Origin of the sequence: Rhizobium sp. BK661, from assembly GCF_024808825.1 — a bacterium.
Taxonomy (GTDB): Bacteria; Pseudomonadota; Alphaproteobacteria; order Rhizobiales; family Rhizobiaceae; genus Rhizobium.
Genome location: NZ_JANTYT010000010.1, coordinates 171,319 through 196,934 on the forward strand (window position 1 = coordinate 171,319; position 25,616 = coordinate 196,934).

Here is a 25,616-nt window from a genome sequence, read left to right on the forward strand (position 1 = left end):
CAAACCTTCTCGCTTGCATCGACCGGGTCTTGATGTCTTTGGCAGGCCCGCTCCAGGACCGGGGAAAGAGCTGTCGTCTCGGAACATTCTGCCTCATCCGCATATGATGCTTACCAACATGCATCACTCACGAATGTTCCCTTTTTAAAAGAAGCCCCGGATTGTCGAGCCGCCTCAGTTATGCTTTTCATAGTCCTGCTGGCAGCTTTGATCGTATAGCACCCACATCAGGGGAGCGAATAATGCGGTAGCGCGCCTCTACGAAGTTGTAGAGGCCGAAGGATGCCAAGCCGAGAGCGACGGCCAAATAGATGATCGCGCCAAAAGGTAGACGACGGATCCAGTTCAGCGCATCTGCCATGCTCCCTGCCTTATCGGGATCAACCGTAAGAGCTGCGTAGCCAAACAGTACCCCGATGATCAGAAAGATGATTCCGCGAGATACCAGCCCATAAATACATAACAAAAGCAGTGGCCTGCGACCTGATACGGAAAGATAGCGTTCGAAGTGACGGGACAACCCCTTGTGGACTGTAATCCCGCCGCCGAGCAGGAAAGCGAGCCCGATCGCGCCGGCCAGATAGATCCCGAAAGGTTGCGCCAGAGCCCAGGCCGCCAGTCCCTTCTCTCCACTGCCGTGGCCGCCGTAGTCAAGATTCAAGGCCCGCGAGAAAGCGTAGGCCGCAAGTCCTATATAAATCACCGCGCTCGCGAAAAGGGTCGCTCGGATTGCAAGACCTTTCGCGTCGTTTTCGTGATTGTCTGCATTCGCTACAGACTGGGCCAGCCGCCAGGCCACAAAACCCAGCAGCCCCATACCAATCAATGTGAGCCATACTCGTCCGAGGGGCTGCGAGAGAAGAGTATCGAGCGCGGATCTGGTCTCTGGCCGGCTACCAAAACTCGAAAAGAGCGCAAGACCTGCAACGAGAACAAAAACGATACCCCGAGCTACGTATCCTGCGCGTGCGAGCAATTCAAATTTGGAAACCATGGCAACTTCGAACCTCCGAGAAAATCAGGAACGAGACGAAAGGCGTTGAGTTCCATTGCGCTGTTGTCCTTGTCCCACGCAGATGGAATGTGTCTGCGGCGACCGAACGGACTGGCATGTCTTTGCGTTACGTCGGTAAGAGAGAGGATGAGGGAAACGCTATCCCAAGTCCCTGCGAGGAGGAGCGATTATGGTTGATACTCGTACCAAGGGATCAGGCGCAAAGGCCGCGCTCGAGCAGTATTTCGAAGAGATCGAAGAAGGCCAGCGTGAACCGCCCGATGACGACGAAAACTTGCTGGAACTTGAAGACGCTCTCAGGGAAGTTGCTTGGCTTCGCAAAGAGGTGGGGGATTTGCGGACTCAACTGGCCATCATGAGAGGATCAACGGAGGAAGTCACCAAGGAAGCATCGCGATCCTGGCTGAAGGTCACGGCAGCTGCCGCGACGGCTCTTGCGCTCGGAACGATATTCAGTCGGCGCCATTACCGGGCGCGGGGTGGCCACGCACACCTAGGATGATCGTCTGTAGCAAGTCATGAGGTGGCCGCTGCTTCTATCAAGCCGGCTGGCTATCATCGAGTTTGCGGTTCCCCTGCGCAACACGCCTCGCGTCACACTCACCGCCGGAGACGTTCATGTTTGACAATTTTGAATTGAAGATTGCTGCGACGACCGAAGGCCAAATTCGTCTTCGGATTGGCGGTGAAGGGCCAGCGACGATGCTCCTTCATGGACAACCCGCGAACTCATATGACCTGGGGGAAGGTTGCTGACGCGCTGGCAGACCACTTTACGGTTATTTGCCCGGATCTTCCGGGGTTTGGCGGGTCCTTCATTCCAGCCGACAGTTGCAACAGCGAAAAATCTTCGAAACGAGCAAAGGCTGCCGTTCTCAAGGAACTTATGGAGAACCTCGGTTTTGTTAGTTTCAACGTTGTGGGTCATGATCGTGGAAGCCTCACGGCATTTCGGTTGGCGATGGACTATCCCCAATCGGTCCGGCGGCTAATCACCATCGATGGATTGCCTGTGATCGAGCATCTGGAGCGCGCCGACTGGAAATTCGCCAGAGATTGGTACCACTGGTTCTTCTTTGCCCAACCCGAAAAACCCGAACGGGCAATCTCCTCTGATCCCGACGCCTGGTACAACAATCTGTCGGCAGAGCTGATGGGGCAGGAAGCGTACGATGACGTGTTGAGGGCCATTCATGACCCTGCCGTAGTTCATGGGATGATCGAGGATTATCGAGCCAGCACACGAATTGACCATCTGCATGATCGGGAAGATCGTGACGCTGGGCGACAGGTTCAATGCAAGATGTTGTGTCTTTGGTCTCTCCGAGATGATCTCCAGAAGATCTACGGAAATCCGGCTGCAATTTGGAACTGCTGGGCCCGCGATGTCGAAGGTTTCGGTATCGACAGTGGGCATCACGTCGCTGAAGAAAACCCGGAGGCTTTGGCCTCAGCAATCACAGACTTCCTTCTGGAGTGACAGTCTCCGCGATAATCAAACTTCCCGCTGGAACTCTGTTGAAAGCACGAGGTTAGTAAACGTTACCCAGAGCCTAGGAGCGCTTGCTATGACCGAGGACAGGATTCGGGCCGAGGCCTACAGAAAATGGGAGGCCGAGGGCCGTCCCGATGGACAGGCCGAACGACACTGGCTCGTCGCTGAAAAGGAGATTACCAAGACCGAGGGCATCTGACGATCCAGAGGATACCGGCTCGGATGCAGTTCCCTCGCAGAAGGCAACGACGCCGTTCAGCCCGGGCGAACTGGCGTCCGAGAATAAGTGAGTAACGCTCGGCATCATCGACGGCGGCCGGAACGTTTGACCGTACCCGTCCGCCATGGGACTGAGCTCTACCGAAGCCAGGGATGGAGCACATAACTTGAGAGGGGTTGGTTGCACCTGGACATCATGTTTTGCAGAAAAGAACCGTGCCGGCCAATCGAATTTGAAAGGCGAAAAATGTCAAACTGGGTGCATCTTTGTATCGACATGCAGAGGCTATTTGCGGAGGACACGCCCTGGCACGTGGCGTGGATGAAAGAGGTTTCGCCACAGGTTGTCGCACTCGCGGAGCGCCATCCGGAGGCTACGATATTCACCCGTTTTGTTCCGCCGCGGAAGGCTGAAGACATGACTGGGATGTGGCGTGCCTATTACGAAAAATGGGGGATGATGACCCGAGACAATCTTGACATGGCTCTTATTGATCTCGTTCCGGCCTTGCGCGCCCTGACGCCACCGGCGCGCATCTTTGACAAGATGACCTACTCACCATGGGTCAGCGGCGAGCTGCATTCCATTCTCGTGAAAGAGGGTGTCGATACCGTCGTTCTGACCGGTGGAGAAACTGATGTTTGCGTGCTTGCCGCGGCTCTCGGCGCAATCGATCTCGGTTACCGCGTCGTCCTATTGAAGGATGCTGTTTGTAGTGGCGCCGATGATACGCACGACGCGTCTCTGGAACTCCTCGGCGACCGCTTTTCCGTGCAGCTTCGTCTTATGACAGCGGATCAATTCCTAAGCAGTCTGCCATCAGGTTTGCACCTGGATTAGGGCAAAAAGCCATGACCAATGCCGCAAAGAACCGTTCCTACGCGCTGCCCCTCGATATCGAACCAATGGAAGCGAAGCTGGTCAACAGCCTCCCAGACCAGAAGGGGTGGCAGTTCGAGCCGAAATGGGATGGATTTCGGTGCCTCGCTTTCAAGGAAGGATCAGTTGTTGACCTTCGGGCGAAGTCCGGAAAACCTCTGGGGCGATATTTCCCCGAAATGCTGTCGCTGCTGAAGGACCTGCCCGTTAAACGGTTTGTGGTCGACGGCGAGCTTGTAGTTGAAGCTGGTGGATATCTATCGTTTGAAACGCTGCAAATGCGCCTCCATCCTGCTGAAAGGCGGATACGAAAGCTGTCGACCACTCACCCGGCCAAACTTGTTCTTTTCGATATTCTTGCAGATAGCAATGGATGTTCTCAGCTCAAGGAACCTTTCGAACGACGACGAGAGCTCCTCGAGGATTTACTAGGACCCTTCGTATTAAAGAATCGGCTGGCGCTCTCGCCCTATACCAAATCTGCACAGACTGCCGAAGAGTGGCTCGCGAAAGCGGGAGCTGATGGTTTCGACGGGGTCGTTTGCAAACGTCTTGATGGAGTCTATGAAACTGGCGAGCGCGCCATGATCAAGGTGAAACGATTGCGAACTGCCGATTGCGTGATCGGCGGATTTCGGTACGGGAGCCGCTCGGATAAAGTCGGCTCGCTTCTGCTTGGTCTATACAACAAGGAGGGTAAGCTTGATCATGTTGGCTTCACGTCGAGCATCAGAGACCGCGAACGAGCGGAGCTCACTGAAAAGTTGGAGGCACTTCGCGAGCCTCCCGGATTCACTGGCAAGAAGCCCGGAGGTCCCAGCCGGTGGAGTACTGAGCGAACCGGTGAGTGGGAGCCGCTAAAGCCGGACCTTGTCGTTGAGGTCCGGTTCGATCACGTAACAGGTCGTCGTTTTCGCCATGGGACGACGCTGGTCAGGTGGCGGCCTGACAAGAAGCCACGTCAATGCGACTACGAGCAAATCGACCAGGCGATCATGGTGGACCCCACTTTCTGACGGGCCGGGTGGGCGCCAAGCTGCAGCGCCTACCAAATCAACAGATCGCGTCGGGAGCCGATGGCTCTATTCATCCGGTGCAAATTTCGCCCGATCGAACAGCCTGTCACGCAAAGTGGAACAAAGCTTTGCTGTCAGGGTTGGACGTTCTCTACCGCAAGCATGGGAGATTTAGATGTCCAACGAATTCCCGAGAGGGGATGCCCCCTTCGCGCCGGCCCTGACGGCGCAGCAGGAGGAAAGGTCAACGACGTCCGGCACCTCAACGACACCCGACGCGATGGCGAAAGCCAGTGACCTGAAAGAAAAGGTGGCCGACGATCTGAGTTCGGTCCAAGACAGCCTGAAAGCGGGCGCTGATACCGCAGTTGAAAAAGCAAGGGACGCAGCCGCCAGCCAGAAAAATTTTCTCGCCCGCCAAGTCGGCGGCATCGCAACTGCACTCCAAAAAGTGGGTTCGGAACTTGAAAATTCGGATCAGCCTGAAACCGGACGCTATGCCAGCCAAATTGGACGGAGCGTGCAGGCCGTTGCCCGGCAGATAGAAAACCGGGATCTTGGCGAACTGGCAACGGCCGCGGAAGATTTCGGTCGCAGGCAACCGGTGGCATTCCTGAGCGTGGCGGCCCTTGCTGGTCTGGCCGCAAGCCGTTTTCTCACCGCTTCTGCAAAACGTTCGCCCGGTTCTGTGACTAACCAGTCTCGAAAGACGGATTACAAGAGCGAGGGTAACACAGATGTCTAAAGTACCCGATAACTTATCGCTGTCGGAACTGGTGGGTGGTCTTGTCACTGACGTGACGAGTCTGTTGCGCAAGGAAATCGACCTCGCGAAAACGGAAGCATCCGAAAAATTCTCGCAGGCACTCACGGGCGTTGAAGTTCTGATATTTGGACTGGTCCTGGCAATCGGTGCGGTGGGCGTGCTGTTGACGGCCGCGGTGGCAGGACTTGCGGCGTTTCTCGTTACACAAGGTATCTCCCCGGCGAGCGCGAATGCCTTGGCAGCTTTGATCATCGGAGTGGTTATAGCGGGTATCGCCTGGGCCATGGTCGCCAAGGGTCTCTCGGCTTTGCGCGGAAGCAATCTTCGGCTTGACCGGACGGCAACGTCGCTTCGCCGTGATGTCGGTGCTGTAAAGGAGAAATTTTAATGAGCAACTCAGCCGAAAAAACCTCTCTGGATTTGCAACGGGAAATCGAAGTGGATCGGAAGCGGATCGAAAATCGGATCGACGCTATCCAGGAAAAGATGTCGCCCGGCGAACTGATAGATGAAGTTCTGAACTATGCAAAACAAAGCGGTGGCGCCGAATATGTAAGCAATCTTGGTCGGGCGCTAAAAATGAACCCGATGCCGGTCGCTCTGATGGGGATCAGTCTTGCTTGGCTGATGGCAAAACAGAATGGCGATGCGCAATTGACAACAGCATCCGATCCTGAGTACCCACTCTACTCGGCCGATGGTGCGATCCGCCGTTTGGGTCCTCCTGAAATCGAATTCGGCAGCAGATATAGCTATTTCACAGACAACACCGGGAAGCGCTTGAAAGCGTTGACGGATGAGGCTGGTGCACGCGCCGGTCATTTCATTGACGAGGCGGGAAAGACGTATCGCGGATTTGTCGACGCAGGCGGAAAGCAGATCGAACAGATTACCGATGAAACGGGCGCCATGTTCGATGCAGCATCCGGTTGGACCGCAAAAACCTGGGCCCAGGTCAAGGATGCAACGAGCAGCGTAGGATCAAAAGCATCGCAAGCGATGTCGTCGTTGTCCGATCGATCGGCCTCGGCCGGGGCAAGCATCCAGGAACAGACCACTAAGCTAAATGATGCTATTCTCACCCATTTCAGAGACCAACCTCTCGTTGGTGGAGCCTTGGCTTTCGCCGTCGGAGCCGCGATCGGTGCGGCGCTTCCGCATAGCGAGATGGAGGATGAAATGCTAGGCGATACCGCAGACCTCGCCAAGACCAAGATTGCCGACGAGGCGGCGAACATGGCCGAACAAGGCATGGATATTGCGTCGGGTGTCTACGAGCAAGCTGTTTCGGTGGCCGCCGAGGCACACGATGTGGTCAAAGATCGGATTCTGGAGGAGGTTGATGCCTTCAAAGCCGGGAACGGCGCTACCGAACCCAAACCGCGCTAGGATACTTTTGACCTGGTCCAGCCAATCCTTGCCGAGTTGAGGGTTGGCGCAAAACCTGACAGCATCTGACCGTGACCGGCGCGGCGCTGATACGGTCGGTGTGGTATCACTTCAACCGGTTCGCGACCGGTTGGCTGTCATTGGAACAGTGACCTGGGTTCGTGTGTGCTGTCACGAGCTGTCGGCGCCGTTGATGAGAATATCCCTCGCAAGGCCTTGAAAAGCGCATCGCCCGCAAACGCGTTGCCGCCGTCATGGCACACCGGTCTTACGAGTTTCGATCAGGTTCTGAATTACACTGGGAGCCGAGGACGAGTGCACAGGGCCGGGCTGGTGCGGCGGCATGCGACAACAAACACTCGCGCTCCCACCAGGGCGAAGCTGTCCACCTGCGCCTTAGGCCATGTGCGCGAAATCCGTGAAATGGCACCTCCGCAGCCTCTGTTCCAGCGTCTTTAACCACCCTGCAATTGAAGGCTCTAAGAAGCGGAGTCAGATGACCGTCTGCAGACCAAGCTCGACCACACGGCCCGTCGGCAAGCTGAAGTAATCCGTTGCGTTGCCCGCGTTTCTGGAAAGTGCGATGAACAGCCTATCCTGCCACAGTGGCATGCCGCCTTTCTTCGAAGGGAGGATTGTTCGGCGGGAAAGGAAAAATGACGTGGACATTATATCGAACGTCAATCCGAGCTTGCGTGCCAGAACGAGGGCGCTCGGTATATTTGGTGTCTCCATATAGCCAAATGTGATGATCAGCCTGCTGAAGAGCGGATTGAAGCTTTCAAGGGAAATCTTGTCATCATCAGCAACAAAGGGCTTGGCAGCCGTCACCACGCTCAAAATTACGTTGTGCTCATGGATGACCTTGTAGTGCTTCAGACTATGCAGCAATGCGGTCGGAGCGCCTTCGATGTCACTCGTCAAAAAAACTGCTGTTCCGGGCACCGTCGGCGGTTTCCTGCGGTGAAGACTGTCAATGATGGAGGCAAGGGGGATTTCGTCGGCTTTGGTCCGGTTTGCCAAGATCCGCCGACCGGCGGTCCAGGTCTGCATGAGGAGTGCCATTGTCGATGCCACAGCAACCGGGACCCATCCGCCGTCAGCAAACTTCACCACATTCGCGAAAAGAAATCCGGTGTCGATCACCATCAGGGGGACGATGACAGCAAGCGTCGTTGCGATGGTCCAGTTCCAGGAGCGTCGCATCACCACGAAGAGCAGCAACGATGTTATCAACATCTCACCAGTGACGGCTATGCCATAAGCCGCGGATAATCCGCTCGAGCTCTGAAAGAAGATTACGAGAGCAGCTACGAAGACAAACAGGAGGCTGTTAACCTGTGGCATAAAGATCTGCCCTAAATGGGTCTCGGAGGTATGCCGGATCTCAAGGCGCGGAAGCAGGTTAAGGTGCATTGCCTGGCGGACCAGCGAATACGCCCCGGAAATTACTGCTTGGCTAGCGATGACGGTAGCAGCCGTTGCGAGGCAAACGATCGGCAATCTTGCCCACTCCGGATGCATGGAGAAGAAAGGATGAGAAGCCATTTCTGGATGAGCAAGAACGAATGCGCCTTGTCCGAAATAGTTAAGTAGCAAGCTTGGGAACACGAGCACAAACCAGGCGACAACGATGGGCCGCCGTCCAAAGTGACCAAGATCCACATAAAGAGCCTCTGCGCCGGTCACAGCAAGGAATACAGCACCGAGCACAGCAACTGTCGACGAAAGGTTGTGCTCTATGTATCGGACAGCGTGAGCCGGGTTGACCGCGCTTAGCACTGTCGGATCGTCCAAAATATGGACTGCTCCGCTGATGCCAAGCACGACGAACCAAAGCGCGGTAATTGGTCCGAAAACCGACGCGACACCGCCCGTGCCAAAGCGCTGGACAAAGAACAGGGCGGCAATAATCGTCAGAGTGATAGGTACGACCCAATCGGATAGGGCAGGGGCGACAACCTGTATGCCTTCAACCGCCGAAAGGACGGATATCGCCGGCGTGATAATGGCATCGCCGAGGAAAAGGGAAGCCCCCGCGACGCCTAGGACCAGAACCCATTTGGGGCGGTCTGCAAAGCTCTCACGGGCCAAGCTCATTAGCGACAACGTGCCGCCTTCACCGCGGTTGTCTGCCCTAAGCACAAAGCAGACATATTTGAGGGTGACAACGACCGTAAGCGCCCAGACAATGAGCGATAGAACCCCAAGAACGTCTGGTCGGCTTTCACCAACTCTGCCCGTCGCATGCAGCGCTTCTCGAAAGGCATAGAGCGGACTTGTGCCGATATCCCCATAGACGACACCCAGCGCTGCTATCACCATAAATGGGAGACCGGTCCTGGATTCGTGTTCCAGTTCCGGATCGTTATTCCGCAGTTGGCGATAGGTCACGTTGTCGTTCCTGAGGCACTGGTGCCTTACCGTGACGTTGCCATTACAGCGGGGCTATTGCAACGACCCTGTTGACGGCCAATGATTCCAGATGATCGTTCCTCCGCGGTGGCGGGCACCGCATGCGGTTCGACGGTTCGGGCCTACCTTCGCGACTACCCTGCTCGGTCAGACATCATCGGGCAGTATGTTTCCGGCTGCCGACGCAAACGCGATTGCCTCCCGCCGGTCTCGCAAATGGCCGCGATATCGCTATTGCAGAGAGCCTCGTGATCACCGACGTCGTATCCTTCGGCCTGAGCCTGCGCACGCAGTATTTCCGCCTGTTGGTCGAAGACGACCCCCGTCGACCTCAAATCCCTCGCGTTCCCTCTCCTCCCCCTTATTCTTCAGCCAATTATATATAGTTGTCACCGAGAAGGTTCCGCATCAAATGCTCTGGCAGCCCAACTGAAAATTGCGGCATTTGTCCAAGAAAGATAGGAAAACCAGTATTATACGGCCAATTGGGCCCTCCGCCTCATCGCTCACATTGTGCCGTGCCCTACGGCGACCGTATCGACACCTGTTGTCGCTGCTGTCGGTCCCTTTAGCCTCGGGTTCACGTCAGCTTCGCGCTATGATCTCAAGGAGCCACAATCATGCTTAAGGCAACCAACCGTCTTGATTGGCGCGACTGAGGTGGGATCCTGCCGTATGTTCCAGGAAAAAGCTGATCTCGTGCTCCAACCCGATGCAGGCTTCACTCTTCGCCTCAACGAGGCCTGGAGCAGCATTGTCGAGAAGTAGCCGGTCGCGCGCCAAGATAGCCTCGGCGTAGAGCTCGAACAGATCTCGCAACCTAGGGGCTTTGGCAGAGTGCCGCCGGAAGCTTGGTCTACGCATCATGAACGTAGCATAGCCATGTCTAAACAGGTCAACGGCCTTCAGATCCATCTCTAACGCTCGCAACTCGGGACACGCTCTCACAGAAAGGCCCTTGATGAATGGCCGTTTAACCATGCACGACGGAAAGGGCGGCAGCACCTGATAGCATTCTAATATGAAGGTATCCTGAAAGACAAAGGATGAAAAGTATCACTCGTCGTACGAGGGAACTACTCAACCAGTCAAATGCGGCTCCGAAGACCAAAAATCGCGCCCGTGATCTATTACTCGCCGCGTTACTTCCATGTCCTCTTTTAAGCTTTGCGCGAGCGGGCGCACTTTCGGCCAGGGGGCCGACATCGGTCGCCTGCTTGGCCGCATTTCAAAAGATAAGGCTCCTGAGCGCTGCATCGAAGCGCCCGGACGCCGCGATTGTGTATTTTTCTTGGAACAGTTGACCCGCCTTATCGGTTGGTATGCCGACCAAATCATCAACGGGAGCTCGTCGTGACGGTTATTCGCCCCGACATCTTTGCTGACCCACAGCCAGAAGAAGCATTCGTCCGGCGCGATGGGCAGGGGGTGTGTTTGTTCAAGTTCGCTGTCGAATACCGGCTGGACGGAACTCTTTGGGCTGCGGATATCTGGGCTTATTCCCACCAAGACGCGGAAGCGCGCGTAGCTGCAATGAAGAAGTCGCTTGCCGTTTGCGGCCAAGTCTATTGCGAGGTCCTTGCATGACGCAATCGCGCGTCGCCGTACAGAAACTAACCTCCAGAGTCCGCTGTTGATTCTCAACCGTGTCAGGAAGTGAGCAGCTCCGCTTCCTGGGCGAAAAGCACACCGATGCTGTGTCCGCCTGACGAGTGGCCGCCTGTGGTGGCATAACCGATCAGATAGGATCATCTCTTGAATGATGCGTGTTAGGAGCTCAGAGCTCGACTGGCATTCCTCTGCTGGATAGACGGCCGGTGGTGATCACCAGGGCTGACGGCTTTCAGGGCGGTCTTAGCCGAGCAACTGTTCGCCAGCGTACCGAAAAACATGGGCAACAACAAGATGTTATACAGCAGACACGCGCTGGCGGCTCACCGTGGGCGGCTATTTTCCGATGCTTGAAGAGTTCCATGTCTGTTCCTGATCAATCGACCATGCAAAATCGTCTTCTGGCTCGCCTGCCTGGGGAAGAATACCAAAAGATCGTGAGCAGGATGGAGAAAATCCAGCTTAGGCACGGTTTTGTCATTGTGAAAGCCGACAGGCCAATAGACTACGTATATTTCCTGACCAGCGGCATCGGTTCGGTCATCACGGTTTCGGCTGGCAAACACCGGGCGGAGGCTGGAATGTTAGGTCGAGAAGGATTTTCACCAACATCGGCGGGTGTTGGAGGCACAATTTCTGTGCATGAAGTTCTTATGCAGGTCGAAGGGGACGGGTACAGGATGCCCCTTGATTCGGCACTTGTGGCCATCTCCGAAAATCCGACGTTCGCCAACCTTCTCGCACGATTCATTCAAACTTTCGCGTCTCAGATCTCCTACACTGCCCTATCGAACGTTAACTATCAGATTGATGCCCGACTTGCACGTTGGTTGCTCATGTCACACGATCGGGTGGACGGGGACGAGATCGGGCTCACACATGACTTTATATCGCTAATGCTGGGTGTCCGGCGCCCAAGCGTGACGACCGCGCTGCATGTGTTGGAGGGAATGAAGCTTGTCCGTTCGGAACGCGGGCGAATAACCATTCGCGATCGAAGAGGCATGGAAGAGTTCGCAGGTGATTCCTATGGAAAGCCCGAAGAAGAATATCGGCGGTTAATAGGCGAATTTTAGCGCCGCGCCCGCGGAAGGTGTTTCGTCCGAGAATTGCGGTCCGGTTCCCAGCTCCTCGTCGCGAGCCGCATCGCCTTCCGACTGGCCCGTACTCAGCTATTATCGTTTCTGCCTGCTCCTTGCTGATGCGGTGCTTTTTGGCGAAGTATGCCACCTCGATGCTCATCCCCTGAAAACCTTCAGCGGTCCTGCGGCCCGTGATTACTGGTATCGTCGGACATATTCGGACAATCCAGCAAGATCGAGGCGCGCGCGCGACCATGATGGTTACTCCGTCAACCACGAGGGGTTGTGCGTGCTCGTGCTCGAATACACGATGACCGCACCCCGACGGCCCTCCGCCATTCTGTTGCGTCGACCCGTTTGCTAACAAAACGAGGTAATGGGCCCAAGGCTCGTCGGGAAAGCCCTTTCAACCGAGACGACGCTAACCGACAACACCTTTCGCCTCTTCGGCGCGATCACCGGGCGAAATGAAGCTCGTAGTCGATGACGAGGTTTCGGCTGCGCGGATCAGGCGCCGTTATTCTCAAATGCTGGCTCACGGAACAAGTTGCACGACTTCCAGGTTTGTCCGACATGGGACGAACTGGAAGAATTCGTATCGGCATCTCGGGCTGGACCTACAAGCCTTGGCGGGGCACATTTTACCCAGATAAGCTGCCACAAAGTCAGGAGCTGGCCTACGCATCGCGGCGATTTCAAACAATCGAGGTCAATGGGACTTTCTACGGATTGCAAAAGCCGGAGGCGTTCCAGCATTGGAGAGATACCACGCCCGAGAATTTTGTTTTCTCAATCAAGGGCTCCCGCTACATCACGCACATGCTGCGGCTCAAGAACATCGAAACGCCCCTTGCCAACTTTGTAGCGTCTGGTCCGTTGCGCCTTGGGTCGAAGCTCGGACCGATCCTGTGGCAATTTCCGCCGAGCTTTAAATTCGATGAAAACCTCTTCGATCACTTTCTGCGTATCCTGCCGAAGAATACGGAAGATGCGGCCGCTCTCGCGAAGCGACATGACGAAAGGCTCCGTAGTCGATTTTGGCTTGAATGCGAAGACAGGCAGCCATTGCGCCATGCGGTGGAGATCCGTCACGACAGCTTTCGGAGCGAGCGATTTATCGAACTCTTGAGAAAGCATGGAGTTGCCCTCGTTTGCGCAGACTCGCGCGAATGGCCTCTGTTGATGGACGTTACCGCGGATTTCATTTACTGCCGCCTTCATGGTTCGGACGAGCTTTACGTCAGTGGATATGATGACGACGCCCTTGAAACATGGGCCGGTCGCATTCATGCTTGGGCGCATGGCGGGGAACCCGACAATGTCGAGCGGCTGACGTCTCGCTTGCCGCGGTCGAAGGCGGGCCGCGATGTTTACGTCTACTTCGACAATGATGTTAAGGTTCGTGCGCCCGCCGACGCACGATCGCTGGCTACGAGGCTCGACGTGGTTTGTCCCGATGACGATCAGGCGCTTGAAAAGGCTGGGAAAGACATTGCCGAGCAAGCGCGTCCGCACTGGCCGCCGGTTAGGCGTCGGCAGTGAATGCGACGATGGTTGCGCGCATGTTCCGGGGCGATCTGCCGACACGCAATAGCGCCTCGTTAAAGCCTCCGGTTGAGCATCACTTGCGTCAGTGCTGTTGCGTGGCGTCCTCAATAGCGGAAATTTTTCGCCGGCTGGCGCATGACCCCATCGTCTTTTCAGCCTTGTACCTTGAGCTCAGCATCACTATGAAAAAAGGTAGAGACATTCATTCACGGCGCAAGACGCCACCCTCCTCGACCAGGAATAGGCCTCAACAGAAAAATGTCTAAGCGATCGGGCAGTGCTGACCTTCCACTCCATGGCGGGCGCGTTCCTCACTGGCTGAGTGACCGCATGGCCAAGCTTGGCGCATTGATCGCCGAGGCAGTTGTCCATCACTATGGCCGCGATGAGTTTCTTCGCCGCATGTCGCATCCGTTCTGGTTCCAATCGTTTGGTGCTGTGATGGGAATGGACTGGCACTCGTCCGGCATAACAACCAGCGTGCTGGGTGCAATGAAGCGTGGCTTGAGGCCAATCTCGGGCGAGTTAGGTCTGCATGTGTGTGGTGGACGGGGTGCGCAGTCGCGCAAGACACCCCAGGAGCTCATCGATATCGGCAGTCGTACAGGGGTCGACGGCGCAGCCCTGGCAAACGTCAGTCGGCTTGTTGCAAAGGTCGACAGCGCAGCCGTTCAGGATGGCTTTGATCTTTACCTGCACGGATTCATAGTGACCGATGACGGTCATTGGGTGGTGGTGCAGCAGGGGATGAACCAGGAGCGGCGCCAAGCCAGGCGTTATCATTGGCTGTCAGAGGGGCTCGAAAGCTTCCTCAATTCTCCGCATTGCGCGATAGAGGGGCGCGTCCAGGGAAACATTATTAATCTCGCTGACCGTAAGGCGGAAAAATCAAGACGTGACCAGCTCCATCTGTTATCCACGCTTGGGCCGGATCAGATTGCGCGAGAAGTCCACGCTGCGACAGTGGTTGTCGCTCCTTCTCCTTCCAAGGTGGAACAACCAGAGCTGCCACATCTTATCATGCCCTCTCATCACGACGTCCGCGAGAACGATGTGAACATGAAGCGACTCCATGCAAATCTGGCAGCCGCCGCTGATCGCGGTCCGGCGGACTATCAGGAGTTGCTGCTGACACCGGGCGTAGGGCCACGGACCGTAAGAGCACTTGCGATGGTCGCCGAAGTGGTCCACGGCGCACCCTACCGGTTTTCCGATCCGGCACGGTTTTCACTCGCCCACGGTGGCAAGGACCGGCATCCCTTTCGGTGCCTGTGAAGGTGTATGACGAAACCATACGCGTATTGAAATCGGCAGTCTCCAAGGGAAGACTTGGACGAGATGAGGAACTCGCGGCCTTGAGGCGTCTCGACGCTCAGGCCCGGAAACTCGAACATCACGCCTCGGGTCCCCAATTCAGCGAGATCATCGCGGAGGAAATGGGCATGTCTGCCCAGTTAGGTGGACGAAGTGTGTTCGGATGGGAGCGAGAATAAAGAGCGTTCACGGCCAAGCCCAAATTCTGGAAAATGTTGTAGTTCAGCTCACAGGCGCTTGAACATTTCCGCCTTACTATTCGCCAACAATCGAGGTTGCTAGCGATCGAACTGGTTTCGTCGACCTCAGGCGGGCACGGTAAGGAACCATTCCCTGTCTGAAAATTACCTTCAACGCCACGGTTTCAACCGTGCCACAAATGCGCGGGTGTCGAAATCCCGCGCTTGCAATGGGATTAACGGGATGGAAGCCCCACCACTAAAACGAAGGCTCGCTGCCAGACTCGTCGCGAATAGCGAGGGTATCCAGGCTCGTGCACGACAATAAGGAACGGACGCTTGCGACATTGACCTCTCACCGCGCTAGCGTGGACCGCGTTATTGAAAGAGCCCAAGGGCAGATTTTCGGAAGCGCCGGCGACCGTGTGCTGGCAAAGTCTCCATCCATTGTTCATGCTTTCCGCTCAGCGGTTGCGGATGTCGAGTCTGAGTTTCCCGATTGCTGCCGGTATACCTTCTGTCTTTCTTCCCTATTGCCGGAAGATCGTGTCCCCGTTCGTGGCGTCTTGCTAATGCGGGGGCGCGCTTTGTGTTCGGTGTTGGTCATGATGCTTCTCCTCCTGAACCGCGCTATCGGCCAGCGGTCGCGCATGTTCCAAGCGGGAGACACTCGAAGAACCGTCCGGCTGCGGCCGAAATTCGGCCCTGAGATCGAGGTACTGTATTGAACTGAGGGCCGGAGCGGTGTCACGTAAGACATTCGAACTGTTTAGACCGAGCGAGTGTCTGCTCGTTCGCCATCCATTTGGCATTTACGTCTTTGCAATTGTCCTCGACGCGCCGAACCGGAACAAACCGCACCGAAGACGGTTCTGATTTCTAGCCGCCCGGGAAGCAATTCGAAACCCCGGTAGCGCTTGCGATTGCCGGGGAGGTCAGAATGCCAGACATTAAAAAGTGGGCGAAACCTATTTCCTTCGTTTCACCGCAAACAGGCAACTACCGAACGATCGAGAGCGCAAGCGATGCCATTGCCGTATTGCGCGGCGCAGGCTGGCCCGTCCAGACTGGCAAGCAGCTCCGTGAAGCCAAGAAGATCTGCGTCGAAGTGATTGACGGGAAGCGGCCTCCCGCTGAGGCCCGCAGGGCTTTTATTGCGGCTGCAGTCGAGGCGCACATCTTCGTCAAGGAGAAATAACAGGACCGGCCGGCAAGCGGGGCCTTTCCAGCCAAAGCTGAACGCATTCTCATTCCGCGAATGTAAACGATGCCGAAGAAATGCCGTCAAGAGCCAATGGCCCTGACGAAGATCCAGAACGACAGTGTCGATCCCACCACCGGGCCTTTACCAGCATAGTCATCGCCCCCTCTTCGGAGCCGGATCACGCGCTACGATGCCTGATTTTGTTCCTGGCCCAGCGGTCATATGATTGTCTCGGCTGCCAGTCGCGCCTCGCGTCCTGCCCCGGCTGTTGGTCCTGCCAGGCCCCGCGCAGTCCCGCAACAGCTTTGCCGTCCTCCACCTTCGTTTCGGCCCTTCGGGTGCGGATCAGCGCTTGCGGGCCCGGCTGTCGGACCGCCGTAGCAGGTCGCGATGGTCGCGACTTCAAACGGAGGTTCCAACATGAGCAGGCAGCCCATTCACCAACGATCCGATCTATACAGCCGCATCACCGACAAGATCATCGCCGAGCTCGAACAGGGCGTGCGACCCTGGATCCAGCCCTGGACCACAGCCAATGCCGCCGACCGGATCACCCGGCCACTGCGCCACAACGGCGAGCCCTATTCCGGCATCAACGTCCTGCTCCTCTGGTCCGAGGCGATTGCTCGCGGCTTTGCCTCTCCGACCTGGATGACATTTCGCCAGGCGCTGGAATTCGGTGCCGCCGTCCGCAAGGGCGAGACCGGCACCACCGTCGTCTTTGCCAGCTCCTTCATCCGCACCGAAACCAATGACACCGGCCAGGAGATCGAACACGACATTCCCTTCCTCAAGGCCTACACCGTCTTCAACGCCGACCAGATCACCGGACTGGACCCACGCTTCCACCGGATCACCACGACCGACGAGCCGATCACCCGCATTGCCCATGCCGACCGGTTCTTCGCCAACACTGGCGCCCTGATCCGCCATGGCGGGTGCTCGGCCTATTATGTGCCCGCCCGCGACCATATCCAGATGCCTGCCTTTCATGCCTTTCGGGATGCAGCCTCCTACGTTGCCATCCTCAGCCATGAAATGACGCACTGGACCGCTGCCCCGCATCGGCTGAACCGCGACCTCAGTCGCTACGCCAAGGACAACAGCGAACGGGCCCGCGAGGAACTGATTGCCGAACTCGGCAGCTCCTTCCTCTGCGCCGACCTTGGCATCGTGCCCGAACTTGAACCACGGCCCGATCATGCACGCTACCTTGCCTCCTGGCTGCAGGTCTTGGCAAACGACAAGCGCGCCATCTTCGTTGCGGCCGGACATGCACAGCGCGCCGTCACCTACCTGCACCACCTGCAGCCGGAGGACACTGACCTCGACGACAACGACGAAGGGCAGGCGGCGTGAGCCGCCTGCCTCTCCCCATCAAACGGCTGGCGATCTCGTCCTGTAACCTCGGGATCGCTTCTCCTTTAGCAGATGAAGAAACGTGTCCACCGCAGCCTGTTCATGGGCGAAATGTTCGATCCTGACCTGGCCCCGCGTGCCGATACGTCCCCATCGCCGCGTCAGACAGGTATCTCCAAACAGACTAGCGGAAACCTCGAGCGCATAAAATCGCGCCACGTTCCGGTTGGCGTCCTTCCGCTCGATGTAGAGGTGATAGGGCTGTTGAAGCATGGAGACAGATTCGCTTCCGGCAGCCTCCTCGTCCAACGAGAGTTTTGAATCGATCCGCGCTGATCGATTCAAGTTCGTGAACAATGGCCACCACAGCGCCGGACTCGAGATCTTGAAAGCCGGTGGCCAGTCATGCTTCCGGTTCCATGTAGCATCACGGTCATTGCGTTCCGAGATTTGCGCGTCCAAGGCTTGTCATTGCCTGCTGCCCGTTTATGGTTTGCATCGCAGGGGTTCACAGGAGGTGGCACATGCCGACAGGAACAGTAAAATTCTTCAATCAGGACAAGGGATTTGGCTTCATCCAGCCAGACGATGGGTCGGGCGATACGTTTGTTCACATCTCGGCTGTGCAGCGGTCCGGCCTGGATGGCCTGCGCGAAGGCCAGAAGGTAAGCTACGACATCGTCGCTGACCGTCGGTCCGGCAAGTCATCGGCTGAAAACATCAAGGCCCTTTGATATCGCGCTCCTTCGTCTCCGGCTGAGGAGGCGGGATCCCGGTCCAGGCGCGACTACAATGGGGACAAACCCTTTGAGCGAAAGAAGAGCGCGTCCTATCCCGAAGCGCTCTTTTTGATCGTCACATCTTGCTGCGACCGATCGCAACAAGGTCCTCTTCCTCGTCGCGTTGTCTGCCGCCCAGAGCAGCGGCGGCGGACGAAATGAAGGCCCCGATCAATAGCGACAGCGAGCCGAGCATGGCAGTGGTCGCAGACGCCTTTCTTGCCTTGTCAGCCGCCGTTTGGGCTGCTGTCTTGGCGTCATCGATCTGTTTCAGGACCGTGTCGACCCGGCCGCGGGCATCGCCTTCAGACAAGCCGGTGCGAGCGGCAACGATGGAGGCGATATATGTTTTGTCCTGATCAGGGATCGAGCCATTCTTAGCGCCTTGCAACAGGATGCGGGAAATCTCGGCCGTCGCAGCACCATTGGTTTCGCCGGCGCGGTCTGCCGTCTGTTGCTCGGGTCGGAGAAGAGCGTCAGTGAAGTACGAGGTCGCGAGATCAGGCCCCGAGGACGATGCTGCAGCTGCGCCGCCTGCCACTGTAGCGCCGGTTGCAATCGTGCCGACGGCACTTGCTCCCGCACTTGCCAGCGAGGTTAATGACGATGCGAGAAAGCCAGCCACGAACACCGTCGCGACCGCCCAGCTCAGGAAACCATGGGCTGTGTCACGAAAGAACACTTCGTCGGTATGGGCTGCTGCCCACTTGGTCCGCAGCCGGCCGGTCAGATAGCCGCCCAGAGCAGAAGAGAGCCATTGGACAACGACCAGCCAGATTGCTGCAGTCACACCAACCGTTGCAGCAGAACTGCTTTCGCCCGACCAGGGCGAAACCATAGTCAGCCCGACACCTGAACCGACAAGCAGCAGAATCAATGTGACACCAGTTGCTGCCACCGCGCCTCCGAATATCGACCCCCAGGACATCCCGGACTTCGAAGATTCGATCGGCATCACGTCAGCTTTTCTTTCATACGCTACAGACATCTCGAACTCCTAGCGCATGAACAGAACAAGTAGAATGACGATAGGCAGTGGAATGCCAAGAAGCCAGAGGAGAAGACCACGTCCCATTTCAATACCTCCAAAGTTGGAACAGTTTTGCAGGTCCCGAACGCCAGGAGTTCCTCTTTGTTCCCTTATAGATGGCGGCTGACGCGGCTGCCCCGCTCCGCGCGACGCAACCCTCGAAAACACAGGACGGGGAGGCAGCTGTCCCGGTTGTCATCAGCAGACTATTGAAAGGTGAGGAATGCGCACTTCATCGGCAGCGCGGAGAAGGGCCTCCCTGGCTGCAAGGGCCGGCGCAGCGCGCTTGTAGGCGTTCAGGCAGACAACAAGCGCATTGATGTATTCTTCCCCGTCATCGCAGGGCCAATCCTCGACCAGAACCATTGCGGCATCTGCGACGTTCTGCACCAGCTTGTATCTTTGTGCGCCACCAAAGAGCAGTCTTACAGCGGGAAATTTATCCGGTGTGTTCAGACTCATAACGATTGCCCTCATCGCTCGGAAATATTAGCGGCGATGCAATAATCGTTCCAGTTGGCCTAAGTGGCCCAGCGGAAACAACCGTTCGTAGAAGCGCTGGCGGAAGACCGGGGCGAGTGCTTGTCGGATCGAATCCGATCTCAGGTCATTGCGCACCGGCAAACGTGAACCGACGAGCCGTTACGCCCAACACTCTCCCCATTCGCCGACGCATGGCAGCAGGCCGATGTCAAACGCCCGGCAGGCGATCTGGATCAGTGCGACAGATCACTGGGCAGAAGGCTTTCGGTATCCACCAGCGGGTCATCTCGCGTAGGGCGGCTATTCGGCTCGTCCGGTCGGGTGGCGCCGCTGTCGCCGAACGCCGTTAGTTGCACCATCACTGCCTTGGCATGATCGATCGCATTCTGATCGTCAAGGAGATGGTCCTCATTGCTCATACGGACAAGAACACTTTCTCCACCTTCGCCGACGAACTCCACCATGACCTCGGTTCCTGCGTCACTGACCCTCGTATCGATAAGTTGCATCTGCAGTGTCCTCTTTGAGTGATGCTGTTGAACTCTTCAAGTTGGCGAAATGTTCCTGTCAGCCGCACGAGGCGCATGCATCTTTCCGCCGCGGCGCGCGTTCCTGATCCAGCCAGTTCAGGAGCAGCCAAATGATCAAGAGCGAATACCCAGACGCCGAAAGCATCGATGATGAGGAGCTCGAGGAAATCATGGAGTCTGTCTTTCCCGACTCAACATCGGGTCCCAACGAAAATGTAATTGCTGGCCATCGGACGGCAGATACGGACCTCTTCCGAGAAGAGAAGACGGGGCGAAGAGAAGAGAGAGAGCGGGTCAAGTTCGCCCAGATACGCGATGACATCGATTTGATTAGACGTGATATCGAAACCCTCCGCAACAGGCTCGCTGTCGTGGTGGAACGGGCCGCAACGGTTGTGCAATCGCGAGCCGAGTGGGCAGACGCTGCAGCGCACGCGCAGCTTGGGGATTACCCATGGGCAAAACTCGCTGGTGCCATGGTCGGAGCCTTCGCCGGGGCAAGATTCCTGAGGCGCCTCCCTGTTGCAGCGCTGACAACCGCAGCCGCTCCCGCTGTCCTGGCTGCTTTGCAGAAAAGCGCTTCCAATTAGTCATTCCTTCAAAACACCCGTGTTTCCACGTCCAATTTCAATTGGCTGCCGGAGTACGTTCTGGCGCTCAATCGCTCCGCTCGGTACGCCGTTTGCCGGCACTGTCTGTCTGATTTTGGAACTGTTGCTGGCCAGCGGGTTCGGTCGCGTTCGGTTGGACGCCAGAGCGTGACCGCCTGTGTGACATGTCCTGCAACATGCGATGCGATCCATACGCACTCGTACAAACGGCTTGTACTGCCCTTACCAATGTGAACTATCGAGTCGCCGAGCGGCTCGCCCGCTGGCTCCTAATTTGCGATTATACAATCGATGGTGACGAGCTTCCGCTGACGCATGAGTTCCGGTCAATCATGCTCGCGGCTCGCCGCCCCAGCCCATCAGAACGCGAGTATGAACGCTTACTTACGCCACTATCGAAGAGGTCGGCACGGTGCCACCTAGTCGCCCTTCGAGTGTTGCTACTGTCCAACCAGGTTTAGATGTTGTCTAATGTGTCCCAAACACCAGAATGGCCACAGCAATCCAGAACAATGCACAGATTTCAACGGCTATCAGCAAACCAATTGACCGATCACACACGGGGCTTCCTCCATCTCCTGCCTCTTGCCATGAACGCTGAAGTTGTAGTTTTAGTTCCGTGGTCGAAGAAGTTGCCCGTAGCAAAGAGCCGCAATTTTTCAAGTCGCTGGTGGTTGAAGCCCTGTCCTGGCGAAGGGCGACTCGGTCGTGCCAGGTTTTTACCGACTTAGAGACCGGCTGGTTAGGGTAGGGCAGCAGGTAGCTGAATGCCGTCGCGAGGGACTATAATCACATTGAAATGGATCCGTTCTCCTCACCATCCCAGTACTGGATCTTCTCGGCGTGAACTTTGACCAGCACCATTCCCGGCGTGTTGAATTTCTCTGGAAACCAACGATTAAGCCCGTCGGTCCACCGGGCCTCGAACTCCTGTCGAACTTTGATGAGTTCAGCTTTGCCCTCAACGGAAACAAAAATTCCGGGCTTTCCGAGAAGACCAGGAGGCGCTGTGAACGTAAGCGACAAGGCGGGGTTGCTGTTCAGATCGTAGATCTTGCGTGTGGCCTCGTAACTGAAGAACCAGGAATCGCCATCATATTCGACCTCGCCATTGTTGCTCATCGGTCGACTGGAAAGCACGTTGCCGCTATATGTCGTCATCATGCAGAAATCGATCTTCCGTAGTTTTTCCGATAACTCCTGAAGCGTCATTGTTGTCATGTTGTTTCTCCATCTGTGCGACGCAAAACAGTTGAAGACGAGGGCTGTTCCATTCACTGGCAAATTAGATCGAGCAACAGTGTAGTGTTCGATTGTGGCAAGCAAATTAGTGCTCAGTTGCCTTTACTGAAAACAGGTAAATTGCCTTGGACGGCCGACGACGGCAGAAAACACGAACCTGGCGTGCTGCGGAACAAAGCGATCTATCTGTCGTTTCATCACGGCAAGGAGATCAGAGATGCCGACTTCAGTCCCCAATCCAGCAGAGACACCCCGCGGCCCTCAACCAGAATCGGGCATCCCGGACCGGACGAAGGAAAAACCGCCACTCACGCCCGCACAGGATCCTGCGGACAACAAGAACCCAAACGACCCACCCCTTGATCCTGCACTTCTTCCGATCGGCGATCCGGCCGGCGCAGGTTGATCGCTTCACGCACAACCTGCAATTCCGGAAAATAAGGAGAGGTCGGAAAATCGGTCACTCCCGTCACGGTTGCTCCCGTACACCAGGCGTGGCTTCGCGTTCATCGGCGTCTTCCAGATCGCTCTTGACGATAAAGACGTCCCTGTGTTGGCGCGCCGCTTCGCGTAGCGCACCTAGGTTCGGCACATCGTCGCTGTCCAGTTGGTCGTGGCCGTGAATGATTTCACGTTCCGCCTGAAGCCAATGTTGGTCGTGACGATCGTCCGGGCTGCCCTCGGATTCCCAGATCTCATAGGCGCGGCTGCGGATACGATCGGTAACATTTTGATCGCTACTGGCGTCGGGTGTTGACATCGTTCCTCCATCGGGACGTGTCCCCTGGATCGGTGTGTTCGGTCGCTTTGCCATGATGATGCTCCTTGGAAGAATGCTGTCCAAAACGTAGAATGAGCGAAGAAGTTCCTCAGTCCGCATTTGCTTGAGGGGCCTACTGCCCGCGGGCTGTACAAGTCTCATTTTTTTATGATGCTGATGTTTCCACTGACCTCGAGGATTGCGAATTTGATGTCATCGATCGTTTCAATCCCCTGCTGGCTTCGAGCCGCCTCCATGATGTCATCCCGGCCCATCCGACAGCCGCGCAAGGCGGTGTCGTCGTAGACGCCGTGGCTTACAAGTATTGTCGGAACACCGTCAACGACATGCGCAGCTCGTGTCCACCCTCGTTTTACATAGGACAGAGCAATATCGGTCGTGAAAAGTGTGAGGATGAGAATGATTGCGTTGGTGACCGAAAAGTCGTCTGCAAGCATTGCTTGTTGCGTCGTTTCGGAAATGACGAGAACAATCACCAGGTCAAACGGAGTCATCTGCGCCAAGGTCCGACGCCCAGACAGCCTGATAATGAGGAGTAGGCTAAAGTAGATCGCAAGTCCGCGAATGACGGAGTCCATCTCTTCCCCTTACGGAAAAACGAAGACTGACTGATTGACCACCTCGGTCCCGATGCCGATATGGTACTTCCGAAGCCAGGGTCGTTGCGTTTGAAGCCTCAACATCACCGCAAGCTTGGCACGCGGATCGGCGGGAAATCGATAGCCAGTCCGGCCATCCACAACGACGGTCTCCGACGGTCGTGGATCGATAGTCTCGAGGGAAAACGTCCGATGAAAGCCCTCATCGACTAGGAATGTCCTTACATCTGCTGATGCATCAAATGTGATTTTTATTGTCTCCGGCGCGTGCCAGCGTGAGATAGCAGGCACCTCCATGATTCCACCTCGGACCGTTACGGTTCTTTCGGCGAAGAGGCCCCCCCGGCCAAACAAACCAAGAAGACATGCAACCAGGATTGCGGCAAAACCGATCCACGCGCATCGCTGGACGAACCAAAAGCACCGCTGGAATTTACTATGGTCCTTTACGCCCTCAGGATGATCAGGGGCGTCCATGGCGACGAACCGTGGAGGGGAGATGCGGACTATCGTTCATCAGCTGACGGCCACGTGCTGCTATCGCTCCAGTCCCCGAGGAACGTCGCCCGTCGGATGTCGGTGCTTTCGCGTCCCCGAAAATGAACGCGTTCTGCCGCGGAGGTCTCATCGAGCACGCCTCACCGCTGCCCCGGATATTGTTCTCGCCGAAGGAGGTTCGCAACGTGAACGCTATTGCGGGCAAGCGTTTCGACCATCTTCGTGACTGCCGCCGGGACTTTGGCCAGATCCACGAAGTTCACGCTGCCCATGGCCTCGCCGACCCAGTAGCTGAGCGCATTTGCCGGGATCGTAAAGCCGATGTCGTTAAGGGCTTGGAAAAGTTCCGCCGAAACGTGATGTGCGCCATCTTCGTTTCCGACGACAGCAACAGCTGCGACGCGGCCATACGAGACCATTCGACCAGCGTCATCAACCTCCTCGAGAAACGCATCCATTCGTTCCAGCACACGTTTCGCGACGCTTGAAGGCTGTCCCAGCCAAATAGGTGTTCCAAGGACCAACATGTCTGCGGCAAGAATCTTGGCTCTTATATCAGGCCATTCGTCACCAGCCCCTTCATCTGAGGTAACGCCAGGGAGAATGTTGAAGTCCGCCAGTCGTAATGTCTCGCTTTTCACGCCTTCTCGATCCAACGCCTCGGTGATCAAAGTTAGCATCCTGTCTGTTGAGGACGGATCGCCGCCGCTTCTTTTCAAAGTTGCATTGAGGGAGATTGCTGTCAGCGCCATCATTCGTCTCCATCGCCGTGCCGTCGGATCCCGGGTTCACGAGGAAAAGGCCGGTTTCGCCGGCCTTTTCAATCTTTCTCGCTATTGCTGATTGTCGGGGCAGGCTTCGCTCACCGAAGCGCCGCCATTGCCGCCTTGCGTTGCGACGGAGCCAGGAGCCGGTTGTGCTGGGCAGCGCGTTCTGTCGACCGTACCGGTTGCATTGGTATTGCCGCCAGTCGTGCTGTTGGTGGCTTTGGGATCAACGACCGCCGGCATGTTGGTTCCGGTCTGCGTCTGTACGTCGCCGTTTGCGCCGCCGCCCGCATCTTCGCCCATGGTCTTGTCACCCGCCATATTGTTCGGCACTGGATTGGACTGGGCGTAAACAGATGTCGCCATGCCGAGGGAAAGAAGCGCGACAGCAAGAACCTTTTTCATTGGAATCTCCATATTGTTTAGTGTCTGACCGCTTCACAACCCCAAGCTTGGAAGGTTGTTCCACCCGCAGGCCATAGAACTTCTTCGTCCATTGCGCGATGGGCACTGCCCGTCAATTAATTGGTCTGGTCGAGGGACACGGTCCGAGTGCACGGAAGGTCCATCGTCGCGGCCCAACAAACGCACGGCTTTGCTGCGCAAACCGATGGCCAAAACCAATTGAAGACTGCCATCGCGGGGCCAACTAGATTGCATCCTCGCAGACAGGCATTTCTCGGGCTGTGTCCAGCCATTCGAACTAGCTGTCCCATGATCCTGAAACGCGCGACCTTTTCGGATGCGAAAGGTATCTGCGCACCCTCGGGCTACCCATGAAGATGGGAACAAGTGTCGAAGGTC

Annotated in this window: 25 protein-coding genes and 2 pseudogenes; 16 read left to right on the forward strand and 11 right to left on the reverse strand. The window is 56.6% G+C overall.

Annotation, left to right across the window (positions count from 1 at the left end; all coding sequences use genetic code 11):
• Positions 1–187 precede the first annotated feature (187 nt).
• On the reverse strand, positions 188–994 hold the full coding sequence (locus tag FHX16_RS20435; RefSeq protein ID WP_259130052.1) for a DUF1206 domain-containing protein: 807 nt from the start codon (positions 992–994) through the stop codon (positions 188–190).
• 190 nt (positions 995–1,184) lie between these two features.
• Between FHX16_RS20435 and FHX16_RS20440 the strand changes: the two genes are divergently transcribed.
• The 8 genes and pseudogenes from FHX16_RS20440 to FHX16_RS20475 all read left to right on the forward strand — a co-directional run bounded on the left by FHX16_RS20440 (position 1,185) and on the right by FHX16_RS20475 (position 6,780).
• Positions 1,185–1,517: a hypothetical protein gene (locus FHX16_RS20440; RefSeq protein WP_259130054.1), complete on the forward strand. Its 333-nt coding sequence runs from the start codon at positions 1,185–1,187 to the stop codon at positions 1,515–1,517.
• 116 nt (positions 1,518–1,633) lie between these two features.
• A pseudogene (locus FHX16_RS20445) lies at positions 1,634–2,495 on the forward strand (alpha/beta fold hydrolase).
• An 88-nt stretch (positions 2,496–2,583) separates the two neighbouring features.
• Positions 2,584–2,709, forward strand: coding sequence for a DUF2934 domain-containing protein (locus tag FHX16_RS20450; protein WP_259130055.1), 126 nt, complete (start codon positions 2,584–2,586; stop codon positions 2,707–2,709).
• Between the two features lie 267 nt (positions 2,710–2,976).
• The gene (locus FHX16_RS20455; protein ID WP_259130099.1) at positions 2,977–3,570 is read left to right on the forward strand and encodes a cysteine hydrolase family protein; all 594 of its coding nucleotides are present in this window, start codon (positions 2,977–2,979) and stop codon (positions 3,568–3,570) included.
• A gap of 11 nt (positions 3,571–3,581) precedes the next feature.
• The gene (locus FHX16_RS20460; protein WP_259130057.1) at positions 3,582–4,625 is read left to right on the forward strand and encodes an ATP-dependent DNA ligase; all 1,044 of its coding nucleotides are present in this window, start codon (positions 3,582–3,584) and stop codon (positions 4,623–4,625) included.
• A 175-nt stretch (positions 4,626–4,800) separates the two neighbouring features.
• Complete coding sequence (locus FHX16_RS20465; protein WP_405049303.1) at positions 4,801–5,370, forward strand: nutrient deprivation-induced protein; 570 nt, start codon at positions 4,801–4,803, stop codon at positions 5,368–5,370.
• Positions 5,363–5,779, forward strand: a complete 417-nt coding sequence (locus FHX16_RS20470; RefSeq protein WP_183756729.1) for a phage holin family protein — start codon at positions 5,363–5,365, stop codon at positions 5,777–5,779. The genes FHX16_RS20465 and FHX16_RS20470 overlap by 8 nt, the downstream gene beginning before the upstream one ends.
• Entirely contained in the window at positions 5,779–6,780 is a 1,002-nt protein-coding gene (locus FHX16_RS20475; protein WP_259130060.1) for a DUF3618 domain-containing protein, read from the forward strand. The genes FHX16_RS20470 and FHX16_RS20475 overlap by 1 nt, the downstream gene beginning before the upstream one ends.
• Before the next feature lie 492 nt (positions 6,781–7,272).
• Here FHX16_RS20475 and FHX16_RS20480 read toward each other — a convergent pair whose 3' ends face one another.
• Entirely contained in the window at positions 7,273–9,105 is a 1,833-nt protein-coding gene (locus FHX16_RS20480) for a potassium transporter Kup (RefSeq protein ID WP_246719996.1), read from the reverse strand.
• Positions 9,106–11,168: 2,063 nt separating this feature from the next.
• Between FHX16_RS20480 and FHX16_RS20490 the strand changes: the two genes are divergently transcribed.
• The 5 genes and pseudogenes from FHX16_RS20490 to FHX16_RS20510 all read left to right on the forward strand — a co-directional run bounded on the left by FHX16_RS20490 (position 11,169) and on the right by FHX16_RS20510 (position 17,492).
• Positions 11,169–11,882 carry a Crp/Fnr family transcriptional regulator gene (locus tag FHX16_RS20490; RefSeq protein ID WP_183756760.1) on the forward strand — a complete coding sequence of 238 codons (714 nt, stop codon included), beginning with the start codon at positions 11,169–11,171 and terminating at the stop codon, positions 11,880–11,882.
• Positions 11,883–12,461: 579 nt separating this feature from the next.
• Positions 12,462–13,430: a DUF72 domain-containing protein gene (locus tag FHX16_RS20495; protein ID WP_259130064.1), complete on the forward strand. Its 969-nt coding sequence runs from the start codon at positions 12,462–12,464 to the stop codon at positions 13,428–13,430.
• A 264-nt stretch (positions 13,431–13,694) separates the two neighbouring features.
• Positions 13,695–14,929 (forward strand): annotated as a pseudogene (locus tag FHX16_RS20500) (DUF763 domain-containing protein).
• 940 nt (positions 14,930–15,869) lie between these two features.
• Entirely contained in the window at positions 15,870–16,127 is a 258-nt protein-coding gene (locus FHX16_RS20505; RefSeq protein ID WP_183756734.1) for a DUF982 domain-containing protein, read from the forward strand.
• Between the two features lie 426 nt (positions 16,128–16,553).
• Positions 16,554–17,492, forward strand: coding sequence for an ArdC family protein (locus FHX16_RS20510; RefSeq protein WP_259130065.1), 939 nt, complete (start codon positions 16,554–16,556; stop codon positions 17,490–17,492).
• An 18-nt stretch (positions 17,493–17,510) separates the two neighbouring features.
• Here FHX16_RS20510 and FHX16_RS20515 read toward each other — a convergent pair whose 3' ends face one another.
• On the reverse strand, positions 17,511–17,765 hold the full coding sequence (locus FHX16_RS20515) for a WGR domain-containing protein (RefSeq protein WP_183865087.1): 255 nt from the start codon (positions 17,763–17,765) through the stop codon (positions 17,511–17,513).
• A 251-nt stretch (positions 17,766–18,016) separates the two neighbouring features.
• Here FHX16_RS20515 and FHX16_RS20520 point away from each other — a divergent pair, with 251 nt between their 5' ends.
• Positions 18,017–18,226, forward strand: a complete 210-nt coding sequence (locus FHX16_RS20520; RefSeq protein WP_183759250.1) for a cold-shock protein — start codon at positions 18,017–18,019, stop codon at positions 18,224–18,226.
• Between the two features lie 121 nt (positions 18,227–18,347).
• On the opposite strand, the gene FHX16_RS20525 is transcribed toward FHX16_RS20520, so the two are convergent.
• From FHX16_RS20525 to FHX16_RS20535, 3 genes are all read right to left on the reverse strand, one after another.
• Positions 18,348–19,259, reverse strand: coding sequence for a hypothetical protein (locus tag FHX16_RS20525; protein ID WP_259130068.1), 912 nt, complete (start codon positions 19,257–19,259; stop codon positions 18,348–18,350).
• A gap of 240 nt (positions 19,260–19,499) precedes the next feature.
• A complete protein-coding gene (locus FHX16_RS20530; RefSeq protein WP_183759248.1) occupies positions 19,500–19,763 on the reverse strand; it encodes a DUF982 domain-containing protein in 264 nt (87 codons plus the stop codon).
• A gap of 254 nt (positions 19,764–20,017) precedes the next feature.
• Entirely contained in the window at positions 20,018–20,293 is a 276-nt protein-coding gene (locus FHX16_RS20535) for a hypothetical protein (protein WP_259130070.1), read from the reverse strand.
• Positions 20,294–20,424: 131 nt separating this feature from the next.
• Here FHX16_RS20535 and FHX16_RS20540 point away from each other — a divergent pair, with 131 nt between their 5' ends.
• Entirely contained in the window at positions 20,425–20,904 is a 480-nt protein-coding gene (locus FHX16_RS20540) for a hypothetical protein (RefSeq protein WP_259130072.1), read from the forward strand.
• Between the two features lie 810 nt (positions 20,905–21,714).
• Here the strand turns inward: FHX16_RS20540 and FHX16_RS20545 are convergent.
• Positions 21,715–22,146 carry a pyridoxamine 5'-phosphate oxidase family protein gene (locus FHX16_RS20545; protein ID WP_259130073.1) on the reverse strand — a complete coding sequence of 144 codons (432 nt, stop codon included), beginning with the start codon at positions 22,144–22,146 and terminating at the stop codon, positions 21,715–21,717.
• Between the two features lie 238 nt (positions 22,147–22,384).
• On the opposite strand from FHX16_RS20545, the gene FHX16_RS20550 reads away from it, so the two are divergent.
• Positions 22,385–22,573, forward strand: a complete 189-nt coding sequence (locus FHX16_RS20550) for a hypothetical protein (RefSeq protein WP_183759244.1) — start codon at positions 22,385–22,387, stop codon at positions 22,571–22,573.
• 63 nt (positions 22,574–22,636) lie between these two features.
• Here the strand turns inward: FHX16_RS20550 and FHX16_RS20555 are convergent, their stop codons facing one another.
• The 4 genes from FHX16_RS20555 to FHX16_RS20570 all read right to left on the reverse strand — a co-directional run bounded on the left by FHX16_RS20555 (position 22,637) and on the right by FHX16_RS20570 (position 25,217).
• Positions 22,637–22,981: a DUF2934 domain-containing protein gene (locus FHX16_RS20555; protein ID WP_259130075.1), complete on the reverse strand. Its 345-nt coding sequence runs from the start codon at positions 22,979–22,981 to the stop codon at positions 22,637–22,639.
• A gap of 104 nt (positions 22,982–23,085) precedes the next feature.
• The gene (locus FHX16_RS20560) at positions 23,086–23,526 is read right to left on the reverse strand and encodes a DUF421 domain-containing protein (RefSeq protein ID WP_183759242.1); all 441 of its coding nucleotides are present in this window, start codon (positions 23,524–23,526) and stop codon (positions 23,086–23,088) included.
• A 659-nt stretch (positions 23,527–24,185) separates the two neighbouring features.
• Positions 24,186–24,797 (reverse strand): flavodoxin family protein, encoded by a 612-nt coding sequence (locus FHX16_RS20565; protein WP_259130105.1) that lies wholly within the window; start codon positions 24,795–24,797, stop codon positions 24,186–24,188.
• 81 nt (positions 24,798–24,878) lie between these two features.
• Complete coding sequence (locus FHX16_RS20570; RefSeq protein WP_183759240.1) at positions 24,879–25,217, reverse strand: hypothetical protein; 339 nt, start codon at positions 25,215–25,217, stop codon at positions 24,879–24,881.
• Positions 25,218–25,616 lie beyond the last annotated feature (399 nt).